The following is a 21,329-nucleotide window of genomic DNA, read 5'->3' as shown; positions in this document are numbered from 1 at the left end:
ATGACCTACTCCCCTACTCCCCCTGCGGGCGATACGTCGTCCGCCATCCTGGCCATCCGCAACCTGTCCGTGGAAGTCGCCGGCGCGGGCAACCGCGTGGTGCGCAACCTGAGCCTGGACGTGCACGCCGGCGAAACGGTGTGCGTGGTTGGCGAATCCGGCTCCGGCAAATCGGTCACGTCGCTGGCCGTGATGGGCTTGCTGCCGCCGGGCGTCCTTTCCATCAGCGCGGGTTCCATCCGCGTCGAAGGCGAAGATGTCGCCACCGCATCGCAGCGCCGCCTGCGCGAAATGCGCGCGACCCGCATGGCCATGGTGTTCCAGGAACCCATGACCGCGCTGAACCCCGTGCATACCGTGGGCAAGCAGGTTGACGAAGTGCTGCGCCTGCATCGCAAGAGCATGAGCGGCGCCGAACGCCGCGCCAAGGTGCTGGACATGTTCCGCTCGGTGCATCTGCCGGATGTCGAGCGCATCTTCGATGCGTATCCGCATCAGTTGTCGGGCGGCCAGCGCCAGCGCATCGTGATCGCGATGGCGCTGATTCTTGAACCCAAGCTGCTCATCGCCGACGAACCCACCACCGCGCTGGACGTGACCACGCAAAAGCAGATTCTGGCGCTGATCAAGGAACTGCAAGTCAAGCACAAGACGGCCGTGCTGTTCATCACGCACGACTTCGGCGTGGTGGCGGAAATTTCGGATCGCATCGTGGTGATGAATCGGGGCGACCTGATCGAAAGCGGCACCCGCCATGAAATCCTGGCCGAACCCAAGCAGTCGTACACGCGGCGTCTGGTGTCGTCCGTGCCGAGCCTGGTGCCGCTGCGGCGCGACGCGCCTGACGGCCAGCCGGTGCTGCATGTGAAGGGGCTGGGCCGCACCTATGGCGGCAAAAGCTCGCTGTTTTCACGCAAGGCCGCGCAGAACGTCATCGCCGCCACCGACGTCAACCTGACGCTGCGCAAAGGCGAAATCCTGGGCATCGTGGGCGAATCCGGCTCGGGAAAATCGACGGTGGCGCGTTGCATCGTGCGCCTGATCGAACCCACCGCCGGCCACATGATGATGGGCGGCGAAGATCTCAGCACCTTGTCCGGCTCGGCGCTGCGCCCCGTGCGCCGCCGCATCCAGATCGTGTTCCAGGACCCGTACCGGTCGCTGAACCCGCGCCGCACGGTGGGTGAATCCATCATCGAAGGCTTGCTTAACTTCGGCATGCCGCGCGAACAGGCTTTGAAGCGCGCAGGCGAAACGCTAACCGTTGTGGGCCTGAGCCCCGACGCAATGCGGCGTTATCCCCACCAATTTTCGGGCGGCCAGCGCCAGCGCATCTGCATCGCGCGCGCGCTTGTCATGGACCCGGAAATTCTGGTGGCCGACGAAGCCGTGTCCGCGCTGGACGTGTCCGTGCAGGCGCAGGTGCTGGAACTGCTGGAGCAAGTGCGCCAGCGCACGGGCGTAGGCGTGCTGTTCATCACGCACGACTTGCGCGTGGCCGCGCAGATTTGCGACACCATCATGGTCATGCAGCGCGGCAAGGTGGTGGAAACCGGCTCCGCCGAAACGGTGCTGACCGAACCGCGTCACGAATACACCCGCGCCCTGATCGACGCCGCCCCCGGCCGCGATTGGGACTTCCGCAACTTCCGGCCCGTTGCGGCGACGTTGGCGCAGGCTGCCGCGCCGGCGCCATAGCCCTGGCTTTCCCCGATCTGCCCTCATTCGCAACACTGGAACCGAGATGCCACAACCGCATGAATTGTCCGCCCAGGAACTGCTGCAAGCGTATCGCGACAAGACCCTCTCGCCCGTTGAAGCCACGCGCTCCGTGCTGGAACACATCGAGCGCTGGGAACCGCACCTGAAGGCCACCTACGCGCTGGATCCGGAAGGCGCGCTGGAAATGGCGCGCGCATCGGAAGCGCGCTGGATGAAGGGCGAGCCCCAATCGGCCGGCGGCTATTCGCTGGATGGCGTGCCCGCCACCATCAAGGAAAACATCGCCACCCGTGGCACGCCCGTGCCGCTGGGCACGGCCGCCACCGAACTGACACCGGCCGCTGCCGACGCGCCGCCCGCTGCCCGCATGCGCGAAGCGGGCGCGGTGTTGCTGGGCAAGACCACCATGCCCGACTTCGGCATGCTGTCATCCGGCCTGTCCAGCTTCCATGAACTGACGCGCAACCCCTGGGACCTGACGAAGAACCCGGGCGGCTCCAGCGCGGGCGCGGGCGCCGCGGCCGCCGCAGGTTACGGCCCGCTGCACATCGGCACCGACATCGGCGGCTCGGTCCGTCTGCCGGCCGCCTGGTGCGGCATCGCCACGCTCAAGCCCAGCCTGGGCCGCATTCCCATCGACCCGCCCTTCATGGGCCGCTGCGCCGGCCCCATGACGCGCACCATCACCGACGCCGCATTGATGATGGGCGTGCTGTCGCAGCCCGACGCGCGCGACCACATGAGCCTGCCCTTCCAGGACTTCGACTGGCTGAACCTGAACCAGGACGTGCGCGGCTTGCGCATCGGCCTGTTGATGGACGCGGGCTGCGGCCTGACGCTGGACCCGGAAGTGCGCGACGCCGTGCAGGCGGCCGCCCGCGCCTTCGAGGCGGCCGGCGCCATCGTGACGCCGATGCTGCCGTGGATGACTCCCGACATGCTCGAAGGCGTTGACCGCTTCTGGCGCACGCGCTCGGCCATCGACCTGGCCGCGCTGCCTGAAGCGCGCCGCGCCAAGATCCTGCCGTTCATCCGCACCTGGGCGGAAAGCGGCGGCGGCCAAAGCGGCGAGGCCGTGTTCCGCAGCTACTACGAAACGCTGAACGTGCGCGCCAAGACGGTTGCCGCCTGCGCGCCCTTCGATTACGTGCTGTCGCCCGTGGCCCCCGTGGTGGCGTACAACGCCGAATGGCCGTCGCCCACCAATGAAGTCGCCACCACCATGCACCACATCGGCTTCACGCTGCCCTTCAACATGAGCGAGCAGCCTGCGGCGTCGGTGAACTGCGGCTACACGAAGGCTGGCCTGCCCATCGGTCTGCAAATCGCCGGCGCCCGCTTTGACGAACTGGGCGTCTTACGCGTGGCGCGCGCCTGGGAACAGATGCGCCCCGCGCAGCACCCGTGGCCGCAGCCGCCCAAGAACTGACTTTCCACAGCAACCCACAGGAATTCCCATGCGTTGGCTATTGGCAATGATCAAGCACGAGACGAATACCTATTCGCCCGTGCCGACCCCGCTTGAACGCTTCTTTCGCGGCAGCCCCGACATCCTGGCTGGCGAACGCGCCATCAAGGCCTACGAGAACACGGACAGCGGACTGGGCGGCTATATCGAAGTGGCCCGCCGCGAGGGCGCAGAAATGGTCGTGCCCGTGGCGGCCGAGTCCTGGCCCAGCGGCCCCACCAGCGCCGAAACGCACGAGCAGCTGTGCAAGCTGGTGCTGGACCAGGTAAAGCTGGGCGGCTTTGACGCCATTCTGCTGGACCTGCACGGCGCCATGGTCGCCGAAGGCGTGGAAGATGCGGAAGGCGACCTCTTGCGCCGCCTGCGCGAAATCGATCCGAAGACGCCTGTCGCCGTCACGCTGGACATGCACGCCAACATCTACGACGACATCGTCAACAACGCCACCGTCATCAGCGGCTTTCACACGTATCCGCACGTGGACATCCGCGAGGCCGGCGTGCGCGCGGCAAACGTTATCGTCCGCACGCTCAAGGGCGAGATCAAACCCGTGATGAGCTGGGCCAACAAGCCGATGCTGCCGCACATCATGTGCCAAGGCACGCATGCCGCACCCAACAAACCCTTGCAGGAACGCTGCAAGGAACTGGAAGCCAACGGCGTGCTGGCGGCGTCCGTCTTCGTGGGCTTTCCGCATGCGGACATACGCGAAGCGGGCTTGAGCGCCGTCGTCTGTACGGACGGCAAGCGGGAAGACGCGCAGAAGTACCGCGACGAACTGCTGGAACGCGCCTGGGCCGGCCGCGCCGATTGGGTGTTTCACCCGGAACCGCTTGCGCCCACCATCGCGCGCGCCAAACAGATCGAGCAAGGCCCGGTTGTGTTGCTGGACCACTTCGATAACACCGGCTCCGGCGGCACCATGGACACCACTGCCGTGCTGGCCGAAGTGCTGCGCCAGGAACTGGAGAACGTGGTGTTCTACGCCATCTGCGACCCGCAAGCCGCGTTGCAGGCGGCGGCCGCGGGCGTCGGCAAGACCATCACCTTGAAGCTGGGCGGCAAGCTACCCATGCCCGCCATCAAGGAACCCAGTGAACCGCTGGACGTGACGGGCCGCGTCAAGCTGGTGTTTGACGGCGTGTATCTCAACCGCGGCCCGATGTACCGGGGCGTGCGTAACGACACGGGGCTTACCGTTGTCATCGATACGGGCCGGGTAGAAATCGTGGTGGTGTCGCGCCACCAGGAACCGTTCGATATCAATTGCCTGCTGTCGGCCGGCATCGACCCGCTGCAAAAGCGTTACGTGGTGCTCAAGAGCCGGGTGCATTGGCGCGCGGGCTTCTCGGAGATGGCTACCGAAGTCATCGAATGCACGGGCGTGGGCGTGACCACGTCCGACTACAGCCAGCTGGATTTCAAGCACGTGCGCCGGCCGATCTACCCGCTGGACCCGCTTTGATATCCGGCTGAATCGGACGGATTGTCGACAATAAGGCCGGCGCCCCACGCCGGCCTTTCATTTTGAAATCTTCGGTAACTGCGCGCACGCTTCCCGGCAGGCGCGCCTCGGTATACTCCGGCGCGGGCCCTTACAGGCCGATGAATAACGTGTATACCGGCAGCCGCCCCTGGCGACCAGGACGCGACGGCGCAATGCCCCGTCTGCCGGATATGACTCGATAATCAACGAAAAAAGCAGAACGATGAAAAAGAGCGTAGCGATCACCCTCGGCGTGGTCATTGTGGGAGCGGGAAGCTGGATAGGCGCCACGTGGTACACCGGCAAACGGATCGAGGAAAGCTCGCAGCGCCATCTGGCCGAAGCGAACGAAAAACTGGCGAAGCTGACGCCGCTGTTCGGTTTGCGCATTGACCAGTTGAAGTACGAGCGCAGCCTTTTCTCGACCCAGGCTCGCTACGGCCTGTCGCTGGTGAAGAACGACAAGAGCCTGGACGCCATGCCGGCCGGCATGATTGAGTTCGACGCCGTCATTGAACACGGCCCGTTCCCCAAGACCGCCTTGTCGCGCGGCGCCGTTGCGCCCAAGCTGGCGTACGTGCACGCCGAAATCGCCAAGACCGACAACCTGAAGGAAGTGTTCGCACTGACCAAAGACATCTCGCCGCTGATCAGCGACGCGATGGTCAGCTACAGCGGCACCACCAGCTCGACGTCGAAGATTGCGCCGGTGTCGACCGCGGTGAAAGACAACACGATCGACTTCAGCGGCATGGTGATCACGGGCACGTTTGACCGTTCGCTGGAAGCCGTCACCGCGCACGCCGTGATGGACAAGCTGGCGATCGACGGCACGAAGAGCTACGACCCGGTCGTGATGGCCATCACCGGCATGACGATGGACGTCAACAGCCGCATGGGCAAGTTCGGCGTGTCGATGGGTGACTCCGACATCAAGATCAAGCGCATCGACGTCACGAAGAAGTCGGATGACATGAAGGTGTCGCTGGACAACTTCGGCTACGGCGTGAAGCTGTCCGAAGACGACAAGTCGATCAACGTGCAAGCCGCCTACCAAACGGGCGACATCACGGTAAACGACGTGCCGCTGGGTAACGGCCAGGCCGTGATCAAGCTGGCCAAGCTGGACGGCCAGGCCGTAAAGACCCTGTCCGACACGTACAACCAGCTGATGCGCCAATACATGGCGCATACCGAAGACGAAGGCCTGAAGGACGAGCAGGTTGAAGCCTTGCTGGACAGCGCCGGCAAGCTGCTGGCGGGCAACCCGTCGTTCAGCATCGACCCCTTGAGCTGGAAGACCGCCAAGGGCGAAAGCAAGCTGAACTTCACGCTGGACCTGGCCAACCCGCCTGACGTCAAGAACCTGACGCCGCAGGAAATTGCGGTCAAGGCCATCAAGCGCATCGACGCCACGCTGATCATTTCCAAGCCGATGGTGCAGGACCTGGTCACGCAATACGCCATCAAGAAGGAAGGCATCGCCGCCGACAAGGCCGCCCAGGAAGCCGACGAAACCGTGCGCCAGATGTCGGGCATGGCCGAGATGTTCAACGTGGGCAAGAACGACGGCGACAACATCGTCGGCAAGTTCACGTTCGCGGACGGCATGGGCAACCTGAACGGCAAGGAAATTCCCGCGGACGAGTTGTTCAGCGGCCTGCTGGGCGCAGCCGGCATGGGCTCGATGGACCACGACGACGAAGACGAATCCGTGCCCGGCATGGGCCAGGACGAGCCGGCCGAAGGCGCCACGCCTGCCCTGCCCGGCGTGATGCAGGACTTCAATCTGGACACCGTCAGCAGCCTGCTGGACGACATGGGCTACACGGTCAACAAGACCGACGGCGACCAAGGCCCCGTGCTGGTGCTGGACGCCGGCACCACCGGCGCCAGCGATCTGCGCCTGGAATTCCTGTGCAACGACTTCACCGAGAAGTGCCTGGACCTGGTGATGACCGCCACGTACAAGACCAAGAAGCCGGTGACGCTGAAGGCCATCAACAGCTGGAATCAGGAATACCGCTGGACGCGCGCGTACCTGGACGACAAGAACCAGGCCGTGCTGCAGATGGACATGAACGCGGAAGGCGGGATCGGCAAGGACAACCTGCAAATCCTGTTGAACACGTTCATCAGCATTGCTGAAGACTTCAACGAAGTCGCCAAGGGCGCAGCAGCAGCCAAGTAAGCCTGCCGCGCCTGGGGAATCACCAGGCGCCGCGCCCGGCCCCAAAGAAAAACCCCCATCTTTCGATGGGGGTTTTTTATTGCCTGACGCGGGCTGAGCGGGTCAGCCCTTGCGCGCCCGGCTTATGCGTACGCTTCGATCGGCAGGCAGGCGCAGACCAGGTTGCGGTCGCCGTAGGCGTTGTCCACACGGCCCACTGGCGGCCAGTACTTGGCCTCGCGCAGCGACGCCACCGGGTAGGCGGCCTGCTGGCGCGGGTAGTCGTGCAGCCATTCTTCGGCCAGCAGCATCTGGGCGGTGTGCGGCGCGTTCTTCAGGACGTTGTCCTCGCGATCGCGTTCGCCACGTTCGACCTGAGCGATTTCCTCGCGGATCGAAATCATCGCGTCGATGAAGCGGTCAAGCTCGGCGACGCCTTCGGATTCCGTGGGTTCGACCATCAAGGTGCCCGCCACCGGGAAGCTCATCGTCGGCGCGTGGAAACCGTAGTCCATCAGGCGCTTGGCGATGTCTTCGGCGCTGATGCCGCTGGTTTCCTTCAACGGGCGCACATCCAGGATGCACTCGTGCGCCACACGGCCGTTACGGCCTGCGTACAAGACCGGGTAGTGGTCACGCAGGCGGGTCGCGATGTAGTTGGCGTTCAGGATGGCGACTTCGGTTGCGCGGCGCAGGCCGTCGGCGCCCATCAGCGCGATGTACACGTACGGAATCGGCAGGATGCCGGCCGAACCGAACGGCGCGGCCGAGACCGGGCCCACCTTCGCGTCGCCGGGCAGCTTGCCCTGCTCGTTCACCACGCCCGGCAGGTACGGCGCCAGGTGGGCGCGCACCGCCACGGGACCCACGCCGGGGCCGCCGCCGCCGTGCGGGATGCAGAAGGTCTTGTGCAGGTTCAGGTGCGACACGTCCGAGCCGAACTTGCCGGGCTGGGCCACGCCGACCATCGCGTTCATGTTGGCGCCGTCCAGGTAAACCTGGCCGCCCGCCTTGTGCACCAGATCGCAGATTTCGGTCACGGCTTCTTCGAACACGCCGTGCGTGGACGGGTACGTGATCATCAGCGCGGCCAGCTTGTCGCCGACCTGTTCGATCTTGGCGCGCAGGTCAGCCAGATCCACGTTGCCGTTGGCATCCGACGCCACCACCACGACGTCCATGCCGGCCAGTTGCGCCGACGCGGGGTTGGTGCCGTGGGCCGACGACGGGATCAGGCAGACGTTGCGCTGATGCTGGCCGTTGGCTTGGTGATAGCCGCGAATGGCCAGCAGGCCGGCGTATTCGCCTTGCGCGCCCGAGTTGGGTTGCAGGCTGATGTTGTCGTAGCCGGTGATTTCGCACAGCGCGGCGGACAGGCGGTCGATCAGCTCGTTGTAGCCCTGGCTTTGCGAGGCGGGCGCGAACGGATGGATCAACGCGAACTCGGGCCACGTGATCGGGATCATCTCGGCCGTGGCGTTCAGCTTCATCGTGCACGAACCCAGCGGGATCATCGTGCGGTCCAGCGCCAGATCCTTATCGGCCAGCTTGCGCAGGTAGCGCAGCATGTCGGTTTCGGATTGCACGCTGGAGAACACCGGGTGCTTCAGGATGGCGCTTTCGCGGGCGACCGATGCGGGGATGCCGCTGGCGGCGGCGGCGTCCAGGGCGTCGATGTCGAGTTCGACATCATCGCGCTCCAGGCCGGCGGCAAACACGTTGACCAGCGCTTGCAGGTCGGCCACGGTCACGGTTTCGTCCAGCGACACCGCCAGGCGCGCGCCGTCAACACGGCGCAGGTTGATGTGTTCGCACTCGGCGGCCGTCAGGATGGCCGGGGTGGCGGGGCCGGTTTCCAGCAGCAGCGTGTCGAAGAACGTGTCGTTCACGACCTTCACGCCCAGCTTCACCAGTTCGGCGCGCAGGATGGCGGTGCTGCGCTGCACGCGCTCGGCAATGCGGCGGATGCCGGCCGGGCCGTGCCACACGGCGTACATGCCGGCCATCACGGCCAGCAGCACTTGGGCCGTGCAGATGTTGGACGTGGCTTTCTCGCGGCGGATGTGCTGTTCGCGCGTTTGCAGCGCCAGACGCATCGCCGGGTTGCCTTGCGCGTCTTTCGACACGCCGACCAGACGGCCGGCCATGTTGCGCTTGAAGGCGTCCTTGCAGGCCATGAAGCCCGCATGCGGGCCGCCGAAACCGAACGGCACGCCAAACCGCTGGGCCGAACCGATGGCGATGTCGGCGCCCCACTCGCCCGGGGCGGCCAACAGGGCCAGCGCCAGCAGGTCGGTGGCGCACGCAACGACCGCGCCTTGCGCGTGCGCGGCGTCCGCCAGCTTGCGGTAGTCAGACACGGAACCGGTGCTGTGCGGGTATTGCAGCAGCACGCCAAAGCACTCGGGCAAGCCTTCGGCTTCGTCGCCGACGGTGATCTCGATGTCCAGGCCTTCGGCGCGCGTACGCACGACTTCAATGGTCTGCGGATGCACATGGCGCGAGATGAAGAACACCGGGCTCTGCGACTTGGCGCCACGGCGGGCCAGCGTCATGGCTTCGGCGGCGGCGGTGCTTTCGTCCAGCAGCGAGGCATTGGAGATGTCCAGCCCGGTCAGGTCGGCGACCATGGTCTGGTAGTTCAGCAGGGCTTCAAGACGGCCCTGCGAGATTTCCGGCTGATACGGCGTGTAGGCCGTGTACCAAGCGGGATTCTCAAGAATATTGCGCAGCACGACGTTGGGCGTCTGCGTGCCGTAGTACCCCTGGCCGATGTAATTGCGGAAGACCTTGTTGCGGCCCGCGATCTGCTTCAGCTCGGCCAGCACGTCGGTTTCGCTGCGCGAGGGCGGCAGCGCCAGCGGGGCCTGGCTGCGGATCTTCGGGGGCACGACTTCTTCGATCAGGGCGTCCAGGCTGGAGCTGCCAATGACCTTGAGCATGGCGGCCTGGTCGGCGTCGGAAGGGCCGATGTGGCGGGGAATGAAGTCGGTATGAGTGTCTAGGGCGCGCGACATGGGGGAATCTCGGGGTGGTGGTGCAGGTTGCGAGGCCGGCGCGCCATACGGGCGGCGGGCCAGCCTCGAAACGGCTTAGCCGTTGGCGACAGCTTCGTAGCCGGCAGCGTCCAGCAGCTTGTCGGCATCAGCGGCGTTGACCGGCTTGATCTTGAAGATCCAGGCGGTGAAGGCCGATTCGTTGATCAGGTTGGGGTTGTTTTCCAGCTCTTCGTTGAAGGCGACGATTTCGCCCTCGACGGGTGCGTAGATGTCGGAGGCGGCCTTGACGGACTCGACCACGCCGGCGGTGTCGCCCGCGTTCAACTTGGCGCCAACCTTCACGTCGCCAACGAAGACCAGATCGCCCAATTGATCTTGGGCGGTGTCGGTGATGCCGACGACGAACACGTCGCCTTCAGCTTTGACCCATTCGTGGGACGAGGTGTACTTGCGATCGGTGGGCAGACTCATGGGAACTCCTGAGGGAATGCGGGTAGATGAATGGTGTTGCGCGCCTCGCGCGGGCGGCGCGTGCCCGGAACGGGCAGGCGGCTCGCGCGAAGCTTCGAGTTTACGAGTGTTCGACGGCTTTGCCGTTACGGACAAAGGGCAGTTTGCAGACCAGGGCGGGCACCCATTTGCCGCGGATGTCGACCTCGACGGTATCGCCCGGACGCACGCCTTGCGGCAGGCGGGCGAAGCCGATCGACACGCCCAGCGTGGGCGACATGGTGCCGCTGGTGAGTTCGCCCATGCCGGCCGGCGTGCGCACAGCCATGTGGGCGCGCATCACGCCGCGCTCTTGCAGCTTCAGGCCGATGAAGGTGGCGGGGGTGGCGAACTGTTCAAGGGCGTCGCGGCCGATGAAACGGCGCTCGGCGTTCTTCAAGGACACGGTCCAGGTCAGGCCGGCCTGATCGGGCTGGGTCAGCTCGTCCATGTCTTGGCCGTACAGGTTCATGCCGGCTTCCAGGCGCAGCGTATCGCGCGCGCCCAGGCCCGCCGGTCGCACGCCTTGCGCCGCCAGGTCGCGCCACAGCTGCACGACTTCAGTCGCGGGCAGAACGATTTCAAAGCCGTCTTCGCCGGTGTAGCCGGTGCGGGCCACAAGCGTGTCGCCGCCAACACGGGCTGCGACGAACGGGGTCAGGGCTTCGGAAGCCGCTTGCCATGCCGGGCGCGCGGCCCAGACCTTGGCGCGGGCGTTGGGGCCTTGCACGGCCACCATGGCCAGATCGCGGCGCGCGGCGATGGTGACGTCGAACTGGCCGGCCTGCTTCACGCGCTGCATCCAGGCGATGTCTTTGTCGGCCGTGCCGGCGTTGACCACCACGCGCCATTCATCGGCAGCGAAGAAATAGATGATCAGGTCGTCGATGACGCCGCCTTGCGGGTTCAGCATGCAGCTGTACAAGGCCTTGCCGGGCACGGTCAGCTTGGACACGTCATTGGCGACCAGGCGTTGCAGGAAGGCGAAGGCGTCGGGGCCGGTGACGTCAACGTTCAGCATGTGCGATACATCGAACATGCCGGCGTCCTGGCGCACCGCGTGGTGCTCCTCGAGCTGCGAGCCGTAGGCCAAGGGCATATCCCAGCCGCCGAAATCGACCATTCGGGCGCCGGAGGCGATATGTTCTTCGGCCAGCGGGGTGCGTTTGAGGGTTGCGGACATGCGCGGAAACTCCGGGACGGCAATCAGTTGCCAGGGTTACGGAATGCCGGTCGTGACAAGCGGACTGCGCCCGCACGGCTACGGCTGAATCTTCCGCCCCTCTGTCCTTTTGCCTGAGAGTTGCCCCGCGTGGCGGGTTTGCACCTTCGGCGCCTGGGCTGCGCGATATGTCCCTTGTTCAGGGCCGGCGCCAGGTCTCTCCAGAGTACTGTTTTGCCGCATCCACACGGTGAAAACCGGGACGGGGCAAGCCTGTGCGGTATCGGTTACCTGAGCGATTCTGGGCGAATTGCGCCTTCGGCGGCGGCTGATTCGTGGAAACAGCCGCTCTCTCCCGCAAACATGCATGACAGCGCCGAAAGCATACAACGAAAGCCCTGCGCCGAAAACCGAAAAATCAAGCGCGCTATCCCAGCGCGGTATCCAGCAGCATCATCAAAACAAAGCCCAGCATCAGCCCGCAGGTGGCGTAGACCTCGTGCCCCTTGCGATGGGATTCGGGAATGATTTCATGGCTGATGACAAACAACATGGCCCCTGCGGCAAAGCCCAGGCCCCACGGCAGCATGGCCGTCGAGAACCCGACGATGGCGGCGCCCAGCACGGCGCCCAGCGGTTCGACCAGCCCGGACAACATGCCCAGCGCCACGGCGAACGCACGTTTGTAGCCGGCCGCCAGCAGCGCCACCGCCACCACCAGCCCTTCGGGAATGTCCTGGATGGCGATACCCGTGGCAAGCGCGGTGCCGCGTACCGGGTCGCTGCCCGCATACCCCACGCCAATGGCCAGCCCTTCGGGCAGGTTATGCAACGTGATCGCAAACACAAACAGCCAGGTGCGGCGCAGCCGATGCGCTTCGATGCCTTCGCGGCCCTTGATGAAGTGTTCGTGCGGCAGGGTGCGGTCCATGATCAGCAGCACGCCCGCGCCCAGCAAGATGGCGGCGCCCACCGTCAGCCCCGCGCCCCACGGCCCCATGCCTTGCGTTTTGGCGGCGGCGATACCGGGGGCCACCAGCGAAAACGCGCTGGCCGCCAGCATCACGCCCGCGCCAAAGCCGAACATGCTGTCCTGGACTTTCTGCGGGATGGTGCGGGCGAAGAGGATGGGCAAGGTGCCCAGCGCGGTCGCGCCTGCGGCGACCAGCCCCCCAAGCAGCGCGTCAGCCACGTGCGGCGCATGCTCGTCCAGATGCACCCAGAGCTGTTGCAGCGCCAGGCAGGACACCATGACGGCCAGCGTCCACACACTGATGCTTGTGGCCGCTGGCCGCACGCGATGACGGCTGAAGGTATTCATAAGGCCGCTGCCCTCCTTCAGAGAGACGGGCTCAGCCCTTTGCGGCCGCGTAGCGGCGAGCCACTTCGGGCCAGTTCACGACATTGTAGAAGGCGCCGATATATTCAGGGCGGCGGTTCTGGTACTTCAGATAGTAGGCGTGTTCCCAGACGTCCAGGCCCAGAATCGGCGTATTGCCGTGCATCAGCGGGCTGTCCTGGTTGGCGCTGCTTTCCACCACCAGCTTGCCGGCGGGCGTCACCGAGAGCCAGGCCCAGCCGCTGCCAAAGCGGGTCAGCGCCGCCTTGGTGAAGGCGTCGCGAAAGGCAGCCAGGCCACCCAATTCCGATTCAATGGCCGCGGCCAGCGCGCCGTCGGGTTCGCCGCCGCCTTCAGGCGACATCACTGACCAGAACAGGCTGTGATTGGCATGGCCACCCCCGTGGTTGCGGACCGCGCCGCGGATAGCTTCGGGCAATTGGTCCAGGCGGGCCACCAGGGCTTCGACGGGTTCGTCGGTGCTGAGTCCGGCGCCATCCAGCGCGGCGTTCAGGCTGGTGACATAGGTTTGATGGTGCTTGCTGTAATGGATCTCCATCGTCATCGCATCGATGTGAGGTTCCAGGGCGTCATACGCGTACGGCAGGGTCGGAAGGGTGTAGGCCATGCATGTCTCCGTCGGACTCGCCCTCCCGATGGAGAGCAGCAGTCAATATCGAAAACATAAATGATATGTATTTTTATTTGATATCACAATGGCATTGTGAAATTCCGACCATGATATGCAGCATGCGGCGGGGCGCCGGGCCTGCCCTTCAAGCCCCTGGCACGCCCCTCGCCCGCTATCTACAGCGCCTTTCCGCAGGCCACGCCCGAGGCCCAGGCCCATTGGAAGTTGTAGCCGCCCAGCCAGCCCGTCACGTCCACCGCTTCGCCGATGAAGTACAGGCCGGGGGTGGTCTTGGCCTGCATGGACTTCTGATCCAGCCCGCGCGTATCCACGCCGCCGCGCATGACTTCGGCCTTCTTGTAGCCGGCGGTGCCGCTGGGCACGAGCGTCCATTGATGAATGTCTTGCGCCAGCGCGCGCAACGTTTTGTCGGGCGCGTCGGCCAGGCGCAATGCCGCCAGGCCGGGCTTGCCGCCCTGCTCCGCCAGATGCAGCCAGCGGTCGGCCAGCCGTTTGGGCCACAGGCCCGCCAGCACGGTATGCACCTGCTGGCGGTTGCCGGATTTTGACGCCAGCAGCTCTTCGGCCAGGTCACGGCCAGGCGCCAGGTCAATCACGATGGGCTCGCCGGGTTTCCAGTAGCTGGAAATCTGCAAGATCGCCGGGCCTGACAAGCCCCGGTGCGTGAACAGCAGGTCTTCCAGGAATTCACCGCGTGTCTTGCCCTGCCCCGTGTGCAGGCCTACTTCCAACGCCACGCCCGATAGTTCGGACATGGGCTGCCACTGCACGGGGTCAAACGTCAGCGGCACCAGCGCTGGCCGGGGCTCGACCACTTTCAGGCCGAACTGGCGCGCAATCTTCAGGCCGAAATCGGTGGCGCCCAATTGCGGAATCGCCATGCCGCCGGTAGCCACCACCAGCTTGGCTGCGCGGATCACGCCCTGGCTCGTGCGCAGCTCGAAGCCCGCTTCGCCCTGGCCGATCTCGGCCACCGAACAGCCCATGCGCCATTGCACATTGCCCGCGTCGCACTCGGCGCGCAGCATGTCGATGATGGATTCGCTGGAATCGTTGCAGAACAGCTGGCCGCGATGCTTCTCGTGCCAGGCGATATGGTGGCGCTTCATCAGCGCCAGAAAGTCCTGCGGCGTGTAGGCCGACAGGGCCGAGCGGCAGAAATGCGGATTGTCGGACAGGAAGTTGGCGGGTCCGGCCCCGATGTTGGTGAAGTTGCAGCGGCCACCGCCGGAAATGCGGATCTTCTCCGCCAGGCGCTCGGCATGGTCGACCAGCACCACGCGCAAGCCGCGCTGGCCGGCGACCGCTGCACACATCATGCCAGCGGCGCCGGCGCCGAGTACGGCTACATCAAACATCGACACTCCAGACCCGCCGGGCCTTATTCTTCAATCAGGCAATCAACGTAGTAGCGCTTCTCGCCATCGGGACCCACTTCATCGGCCAGGCCGTGAATATAGGTTTCGAAGCCCGGGAAGCGCTCGTTGAATTCGCGCGCGAATTGCAGGTACTGCACGATGGTGCGGTTAAAGCGTTCGCCCGGAATCAACAGCGGGATGCCCGGGGGATACGGCGTCAACAGCACGCCCGTCACGCGGCCTTCCAGCTTGTCGATGTCTACGCGTTCCACTTCGCGGTGCGCCATGCGGGCAAAGGCGTCCGACGGCTTCAACGCCGGCACCATGTCGCTCAAGTACATCTCGGTGGTCAGGCGGGCGACGTCGCGCGCACGGTAGGCTTCGTGGATTTCCTGGCACAGATCGCGCAGGCCCATGCGCTCGTAACGGCGATGCACGCGGCAGAAGTCCGGCAGGATGCGCCACAGCGGCTGGTTGCGGTCGTAGTCGTCCTTGAACTGCTGCAACGCGGTCAACAGCGTGTTCCAGCGGCCCTTGGTGATGCCGATGGTGAACAGGATGAAGAACGAATACAGGCCGGTCTTTTCCACCACCACGCCGTGCTCGGTCAGGTACTTGGACACCAGCGCGGCTGGGATGCCGGTTTCGCCGAAGCTGCCCGACATGTCCAGCCCCGGGGTAATGACCGTGGCCTTGATCGGGTCCAGCATGTTGAAGCCTTCGGCCATTTCGCCGAAGCCGTGCCAGTGGTCGTTGGCTTCGAGAATCCATTCGTCGCGGTTGCCGATGCCTTCGGACACCAGACGGTTCGGGCCCCAGACCTTGAACCACCAGTCGTTCTTGCCGAATTCCGATTCCACCTTGCGCATGGCGCGGCGGAAGTCCAGCGCTTCGCGGATGCTTTCCTCGACCAGTGCGGTGCCGCCCGGCGGCTCCATCATGGCGGCGGCCACGTCGCACGACGCGATGATCGCGTACTGCGGCGAGGTCGACGTGTGCATCAGGTACGCCTCGTTGAAGACGTTGCGGTCCAGTTTGCGGGTCTCGGATTCCTGCACGATGATCTGCGAGGCCTGCGAAATACCGGCCAGCAGCTTGTGCGTGGAGTGCGTGGCGAACACCATCGCGTCCTGGCTGCGCGGGCGGTCCTGGCCAATCGCGTGCATGTCCGTGTAGAACTCGTGGAACGACGCGTGCGGCAGCCACGCTTCGTCAAAGTGCAGCGTGTCGACGTAGCTGCCGAGCTGTTCCTTGATCATTTCCACGTTATAGATGACGCCGTCGTACGTGCTTTGCGTCAGCGTCAGGATGCGCGGATTCTTGTTCACCGCTTCGCGCGCGAAGGGGTTGGCTTCGATCTTCTTGCGGATGTTGTCCGGGTGGAACTCTTCCAGCGGAATCGGGCCGATGATGCCCAGGTGGTTGCGCGTCGGGCGCAGGAACACCGGGATTGCGCCCGTCATCGTGATGGCGTGCAGGATCGACTTGTGGCAGTTGCGGTCCACCACCACGACGTCGCCCGCGGCGACGTTGGCGTGCCACACCACCTTGTTCGACGTCGACGTGCCGTTGGTCACGAAGAAGCAGTGGTCGGCGTGGAAGATGCGCGCGGCGTTCAGTTCGGACTCGGCCACGGGGCCGGTGTGGTCCAGCAGCTGGCCCAGTTCGTCCACGGCGTTGCAGACGTCGGCGCGCAGCATGTTTTCACCGAAGAACTGGTGGAACATGCGGCCTACCGGGCTCTTCAGGAACGCGACGCCGCCCGAGTGGCCGGGGCAGTGCCAGGAATACGAACCGTCTTGCGCGTACTTGACGAGCTCGCGGAAGAACGGCGGCGGCAGCGAATCCACGTAGCTGCGGGCTTCGCGAATGATGTGGCGCGCCACGAATTCGGGGGTGTCCTCGAACATGTGGATGAAGCCGTGCAGTTCGCGCAGGATGTCGTTCGGAATGTGCTCCGACGTGCGCGTCTCACCGTACAGATAGATCGGGATATCGGCGTTGCGGAAACGCAGTTCACCGATGAACATGCGCAGGTTCTTGATTGCGCTGGCCACGTCTTCGGGCGAATCCACGTCGAACTCTTCATCGTCGATCGACAGGATGAAGGCGCTGGCGCGGCTTTGCTGTTGCGCGAACGAACTCAGGTCGCCATAGCTGGTCACCCCGATCACCTCGACGCCCTCGGCCTCGATTGCAGCTGACAAGGCACGAATACCCAAACCGGACGCGTTCTCCGAACGGTAGTCCTCGTCGATGATGAAAATGGGGAAGCGGAATTTCATGCAGGCGCTCCTGGGGGCAAGGCGGGATCGGACGCGGTTCGCAGCCCGAATGTACTTCTAGTAAAAATCCGCCTGATGACAGACGGCGCGAGCACCCGCCGGGAAGCGGGAATGGCGGAATTGTAGGGCTGTTTTTCTTACAGTCCTACGGGAAATCCCCAGAAGGCATGCACAGCCGTTGTCATCGCGCCAAAAGCGGGCGCTTTCAGCACAGAGACAACGGCGCCGGGGGGAGCAAACCTAGCGGATGGTGCGGGCTTCGCCGGTCTGCAAGGCGGTGGTGAACTGTTCGAAGTAGGCGGGGATGGACTCGGTGGCGCCGTCCCGGATGCGCCGCTCGACCTTGGCGATGGCGCCAAAACAGACTTCGGAGCCGGGGTCGCCGCACACCAGCACGACCGGGTCTTCGTCGTCGCACACTTCGTACAAGCCGCCATGCGCGCGGCGTCCGACCTCGTACAGGTAGGCGGCGGCGCCAACGGTTTGCATGGGGGTCAGAGGCAAGGTCCCAAGGTGGGCGGCCTCTAGCGCGTCGTCCAGCGCATGGACACTGGACAGGGAGTAGTCCAGTACAGCGCCGGTTGTCCCGGCGGCTTCGACAAAGTCTTGCGCAGCGTCTGCCACTCTGGCGACGAAAGCTTCCTGCACTTCGTCGAGATTGGCGTCCTGGTTTATCTTGAGGAAACCGAACATCGTTGGCTCCTTTGTGAAAACCGCAAGCGGCAATAGGGCCATTATAGGCAAGCACCCCCCGCCTATACTGCCCAAACCGCCCGACCGTTCCGTATTCCCAACACTGTGCAACCATGCCTAAACCGCTTGTCAGACGTCTGACCGCCCCGGATGCCGCGCCCCTGCGTCAATTGCGCCTGGACGCGCTGGTGGAAACGCCCGAATCGTTTGGATCAAGTTACGAAGAGGAACACACGCTGACACTGGAGGACATCCGCGGGTGGATCACGCCGCTAGATGATGGCGCGATGTTTGGCGTGTTCGTCGATGACACGCTGGCTGGCATGGTGGGCGTGGGCCGTCAGCGCAAGCTGAAGATGCGCCACAAGGCGCACATCTGGAGCATGTATGTGGCCCCCGCGCAGCGCGGACGCGGGCTGGGCCGGCTGCTGATGCATGCGGCCATCGCCCATGCCCAGACCATGCGCGGTATCCGCCAGGTGCAGCTGAGCGTCACCGCCAACAACAAGGCGGCGGCGGCGCTGTACGCCAGCCTGGGCTTTGTTGAATACGGGCGCGAACGCGAAGCGCTGTGCGTGAACGACGCGCTCTACGACGAAACCCTGATGGCGCTGGCGCTGGCGGGAAAGTAGGCCAGCCCCTCAGCCCGCCGCCCTGCTGCGGCGCGCGCCATATGCGCACACCTGGTTGCGGCCACCGTCCTTGGCTTTGTACAGCGCCTGGTCAGCCGCCTTGATGACCGCGTCCGGCGCGCGCAAGGCGTCGCCGCGTTCCGCCACGCCAATGCTGACCGTGACCCGCAACGGCCGCGAATTGCGTCCGCCGCGTCCGCCCCGGCGGCGCAGGCCGACCTGGTCCGCCTTGGGGCGCGCGGGTTTGTCGCGCAAGCGCATCTGATAGGCCTCGATGGCGCGCCGCACCGTTTCCAGATGCGGCATGCTTTCGGCGGCGGTCTTGCCCGGGAACACCAGCGTGAACTCTTCGCCGCCATAACGGTAGGCCTGCCCGCCGCCCGGCACACGGCGCAGTTGCGACGCCACCATGCGCAGCACCTGATCGCCCACGTCGTGTCCGTGCGTGTCGTTGAACGCCTTGAAGTGGTCCACGTCGGCCATCGCCAACGTGTAGACGCGGCCCATGCGTTGCAGGCGTTCGTTCAGCGCGCGCCGGCCCGGCAGGCCGGTGAGCTCATCGCGGAACGCCATGTGAAAGCCTTCGTGCGCCAGCGAGATGCACAGCGCCGTCAGCGCCGCGGCCGACATCAACGCCAGTTCAATGGGATGTTCCGCGCCACGCGGCAAGGCCCAGGCCATGCAGACAAAGCCCAGCCATTGCCCCGCCTGCTGCGGGCGGCCATAGCGCAACAGCAGCAGGGTCAGCGTCAGGCCCGTCATCAGCAGCCCCACAAGCGCTTCGACAGGCACGCCCAGGCGCGCAAGCTTGCCCTGCAACGCTATGGTGCCAAACACATCGGTCAGGCCATCCTTGCCGACCAGCGCAATCGCCGCCACGCCCGCCGCCATCAGCGCCACGCGCAGCACCATGTCGAGCCACATGCTGGACCGCTCGGACCAGAGCGCATTGATCGTGTACGCCAACGACCACCAGGCCAGCGCGGGCCCCAAGGCCCACGGCGCTTGCCGCGCGAGCGCGGGCCAGATGGCGGTGGCGGCCAGCACGCATAGCATCAGCGCCATCGTCTGCGAGCGTTGGTACATCAGACAGATCGCCGCGCCGATCAGCGCCATCACCCACGGCACGAACGGCACGATCAGCGTCAACGCGGGCGGCCATTCGCGCCACAGCATAAGGCCGACCGCGGCGGCCACTGGCAGCGCGGGATAGAACAACAGGGGCAGCCAGGGAATATGGGGGTAACGCACGGGGGTCGGGGCCTTGCTCAGCTTGCAGAGATGACGTCGCCAAATCGGCAAACACATATATTCTTTTTACGGTAGCGCCTGGCGGTTTCTTTAGCCGCATCCCCCTGGCGCAGCGCTCGTGATATGTTTTTGTCCCGCCCAAGGAATACTTCCGAAGGAAAGACCCCATGCAGCTCCTGGTCAATATCGATGTGCCTGATCTTGAACACGCCATCGACTTTTACGCCCGCGCATTCGGCTTGACGCTGCATCGGCGGCTGGGGCCGAAGGCGGCGGAAATGCTTGGGGCAAGCGCTCCCATCTATCTGCTGGAAAAAGCCGCAGGCACGCCGGCCGCCAGCGCCACCGGCCAGACGCGCGACTACGCGCGCCACTGGACGCCCGTGCACCTGGACGTGGTGGTGGACGACGTGGACCTTGCGGTCAGCCAGGCCGTGGCCGCCGGCGCCCGCCTGGAAGACCCGGCGTCCACCCACGCCTGGGGCCGCATCGCGCACCTGAGCGACCCCTACGGCCACGGCATCTGCATCCTGCAATTCCTGGGCCGGGGCTATGACGAGCTGGCGGACAACGGCTTGCGGTTCCAAGCGGTATCCCATGCCGATTTCGATGCGCTGGCAGACGTGCGCATCGAGGCCATGCGCGACAGCCTGCAACGGCTGGGCCGCTTTGATCCTGAACGCGCCCGCTCGCGGCTGCGCAGCACCTTCCGGCCCGAACACACCTGGTGGATCGAACGCAGCGGACAACGCGTGGGGTTTTATGCCCTGCGGCCGGACGGCGAGGGCTTGCGGCTGGACCATCTGTACATTACGCCCGCCGCGCAAGGCGCGGGCCTGGGCAGCCAGGTCATGCAAAAGATTCTGCAAGACGCCGACAGCCAGGGGCTGCCGGTGTCGGTAGGCGCGTTGCGCGACAGCGATTCCAACCGCTTCTACCGCCGGCACGGATTCATCCAGACCGGCGAAAGCGAATGGGACATCGATTACCTGCGCCCTGCCCCCGCGCCACGACGCTAAGGACTCAGGTACGCGGCAGCGTGACGCCGCGTTGGCCTTGATACTTGCCGCCACGATCGGCGTAAGACGTCTCGCACACTTCATCGCTTTCCAGGAACAGCATCTGCGCGCAGCCTTCGCCAGCGTAGATCTTGGCGGGCAGCGGCGTGGTGTTCGAGAATTCCAGCGTGACGTGGCCTTCCCATTCGGGTTCCAGCGGCGTCACGTTGACGATGATGCCGCAGCGGGCATAGGTGCTTTTGCCCAGGCAGATCGTCAGGACGCTACGCGGAATGCGGAAGTATTCAACCGTGCGGGCCAGCGCAAACGAGTTCGGCGGGATGATGCAAACATCACCCTTGAAGTCCACGAACGAGCCTTCGTCGAAATTCTTGGGGTCGACGATGGTGGAATTGATGTTCGTGAAAATCTTGAATTCGTCGGCGCAGCGCACGTCGTAGCCGTAGCTGCTGGTGCCGTAGCTAACGATCCGCCCGCCATTGGCCGTGCGGACCTGCCCTGGTTCAAAGGGTTCGATCATGCCGGCTTCGGACTGGCGGCGGATCCAGCGGTCGCTTTTGATGCTCATGGTGGGAATGGTGCTAAAGGGGATGGAATGGGGCCC

Annotated in this window: 16 protein-coding genes and 2 riboswitches; of the genes, 6 read left to right on the top strand and 10 right to left on the bottom strand. The window is 64.9% G+C overall.

The features are described 5' to 3' along the window. The 4 genes from ACFZAI_RS03630 to ACFZAI_RS03615 all read left to right on the top strand — a co-directional run bounded on the left by ACFZAI_RS03630 (position 1) and on the right by ACFZAI_RS03615 (position 6,867). Positions 1-1,698 (top strand): ABC transporter ATP-binding protein, encoded by a 1,698-nt coding sequence (locus tag ACFZAI_RS03630; RefSeq protein WP_391565626.1) that lies wholly within the window; start codon positions 1-3, stop codon positions 1,696-1,698. A 46-nt stretch (positions 1,699-1,744) separates the two neighbouring features. Beyond that, positions 1,745-3,151 (top strand): amidase, encoded by a 1,407-nt coding sequence (locus ACFZAI_RS03625; protein WP_391565625.1) that lies wholly within the window; start codon positions 1,745-1,747, stop codon positions 3,149-3,151. Between the two features lie 28 nt (positions 3,152-3,179). Further along, the gene (locus ACFZAI_RS03620) at positions 3,180-4,655 is read left to right on the top strand and encodes a M81 family metallopeptidase (protein ID WP_391565623.1); all 1,476 of its coding nucleotides are present in this window, start codon (positions 3,180-3,182) and stop codon (positions 4,653-4,655) included. 244 nt (positions 4,656-4,899) lie between these two features. Beyond that, positions 4,900-6,867 carry a DUF945 family protein gene (locus tag ACFZAI_RS03615; protein WP_391565621.1) on the top strand — a complete coding sequence of 656 codons (1,968 nt, stop codon included), beginning with the start codon at positions 4,900-4,902 and terminating at the stop codon, positions 6,865-6,867. A gap of 122 nt (positions 6,868-6,989) precedes the next feature. On the opposite strand, the gene gcvP is transcribed toward ACFZAI_RS03615, so the two are convergent. From gcvP to ACFZAI_RS03575, 8 genes are all read right to left on the bottom strand, one after another. Beyond that, a complete protein-coding gene (gcvP, locus tag ACFZAI_RS03610; RefSeq protein ID WP_391565620.1) occupies positions 6,990-9,863 on the bottom strand; it encodes an aminomethyl-transferring glycine dehydrogenase in 2,874 nt (957 codons plus the stop codon). A gap of 75 nt (positions 9,864-9,938) precedes the next feature. Beyond that, a complete protein-coding gene (gcvH, locus tag ACFZAI_RS03605) occupies positions 9,939-10,316 on the bottom strand; it encodes a glycine cleavage system protein GcvH (protein ID WP_391565618.1) in 378 nt (125 codons plus the stop codon). 100 nt (positions 10,317-10,416) lie between these two features. After that, complete coding sequence (gcvT, locus tag ACFZAI_RS03600; protein WP_391565617.1) at positions 10,417-11,517, bottom strand: glycine cleavage system aminomethyltransferase GcvT; 1,101 nt, start codon at positions 11,515-11,517, stop codon at positions 10,417-10,419. Positions 11,518-11,608: 91 nt separating this feature from the next. Beyond that, positions 11,609-11,731, bottom strand: a riboswitch (glycine riboswitch). A gap of 33 nt (positions 11,732-11,764) precedes the next feature. Continuing rightward, positions 11,765-11,864: riboswitch (glycine riboswitch) on the bottom strand. A gap of 59 nt (positions 11,865-11,923) precedes the next feature. After that, complete coding sequence (locus ACFZAI_RS03595; RefSeq protein WP_391565616.1) at positions 11,924-12,817, bottom strand: ZIP family metal transporter; 894 nt, start codon at positions 12,815-12,817, stop codon at positions 11,924-11,926. Between the two features lie 31 nt (positions 12,818-12,848). Continuing rightward, entirely contained in the window at positions 12,849-13,463 is a 615-nt protein-coding gene (locus ACFZAI_RS03590; RefSeq protein ID WP_391565615.1) for a superoxide dismutase, read from the bottom strand. Between the two features lie 179 nt (positions 13,464-13,642). Continuing rightward, complete coding sequence (locus ACFZAI_RS03585; RefSeq protein ID WP_391565614.1) at positions 13,643-14,845, bottom strand: NAD(P)/FAD-dependent oxidoreductase; 1,203 nt, start codon at positions 14,843-14,845, stop codon at positions 13,643-13,645. A 23-nt stretch (positions 14,846-14,868) separates the two neighbouring features. Next, a complete protein-coding gene (locus ACFZAI_RS03580) occupies positions 14,869-17,130 on the bottom strand; it encodes an Orn/Lys/Arg decarboxylase N-terminal domain-containing protein (RefSeq protein WP_391565613.1) in 2,262 nt (753 codons plus the stop codon). Between the two features lie 240 nt (positions 17,131-17,370). Beyond that, positions 17,371-17,823, bottom strand: a complete 453-nt coding sequence (locus tag ACFZAI_RS03575; protein ID WP_391565612.1) for a hypothetical protein — start codon at positions 17,821-17,823, stop codon at positions 17,371-17,373. A 113-nt stretch (positions 17,824-17,936) separates the two neighbouring features. Between ACFZAI_RS03575 and ACFZAI_RS03570 the strand changes: the two genes are divergently transcribed. Continuing rightward, entirely contained in the window at positions 17,937-18,455 is a 519-nt protein-coding gene (locus ACFZAI_RS03570) for a GNAT family N-acetyltransferase (protein ID WP_391565611.1), read from the top strand. 9 nt (positions 18,456-18,464) lie between these two features. On the opposite strand, the gene ACFZAI_RS03565 is transcribed toward ACFZAI_RS03570, so the two are convergent. Then, positions 18,465-19,706 (bottom strand): diguanylate cyclase, encoded by a 1,242-nt coding sequence (locus ACFZAI_RS03565; RefSeq protein ID WP_391565610.1) that lies wholly within the window; start codon positions 19,704-19,706, stop codon positions 18,465-18,467. Positions 19,707-19,873: 167 nt separating this feature from the next. On the opposite strand from ACFZAI_RS03565, the gene ACFZAI_RS03560 reads away from it, so the two are divergent. After that, positions 19,874-20,725 carry a GNAT family N-acetyltransferase gene (locus ACFZAI_RS03560; RefSeq protein WP_391565609.1) on the top strand — a complete coding sequence of 284 codons (852 nt, stop codon included), beginning with the start codon at positions 19,874-19,876 and terminating at the stop codon, positions 20,723-20,725. Between the two features lie 4 nt (positions 20,726-20,729). Here ACFZAI_RS03560 and dcd read toward each other — a convergent pair whose 3' ends face one another. After that, positions 20,730-21,293: a dCTP deaminase gene (dcd, locus tag ACFZAI_RS03555; RefSeq protein ID WP_054423202.1), complete on the bottom strand. Its 564-nt coding sequence runs from the start codon at positions 21,291-21,293 to the stop codon at positions 20,730-20,732. Positions 21,294-21,329: the final 36 nt, after the last annotated feature.

Source organism: Achromobacter sp. NPDC008082, from assembly GCF_042957345.1.
Taxonomy (GTDB): Bacteria; Pseudomonadota; Gammaproteobacteria; order Burkholderiales; family Burkholderiaceae_B; genus Achromobacter; species Achromobacter kerstersii_A.
The sequence above is the reverse complement of the archived record's forward strand: the minus strand, read 5'-3'. Positions and strand labels throughout refer to the sequence as shown.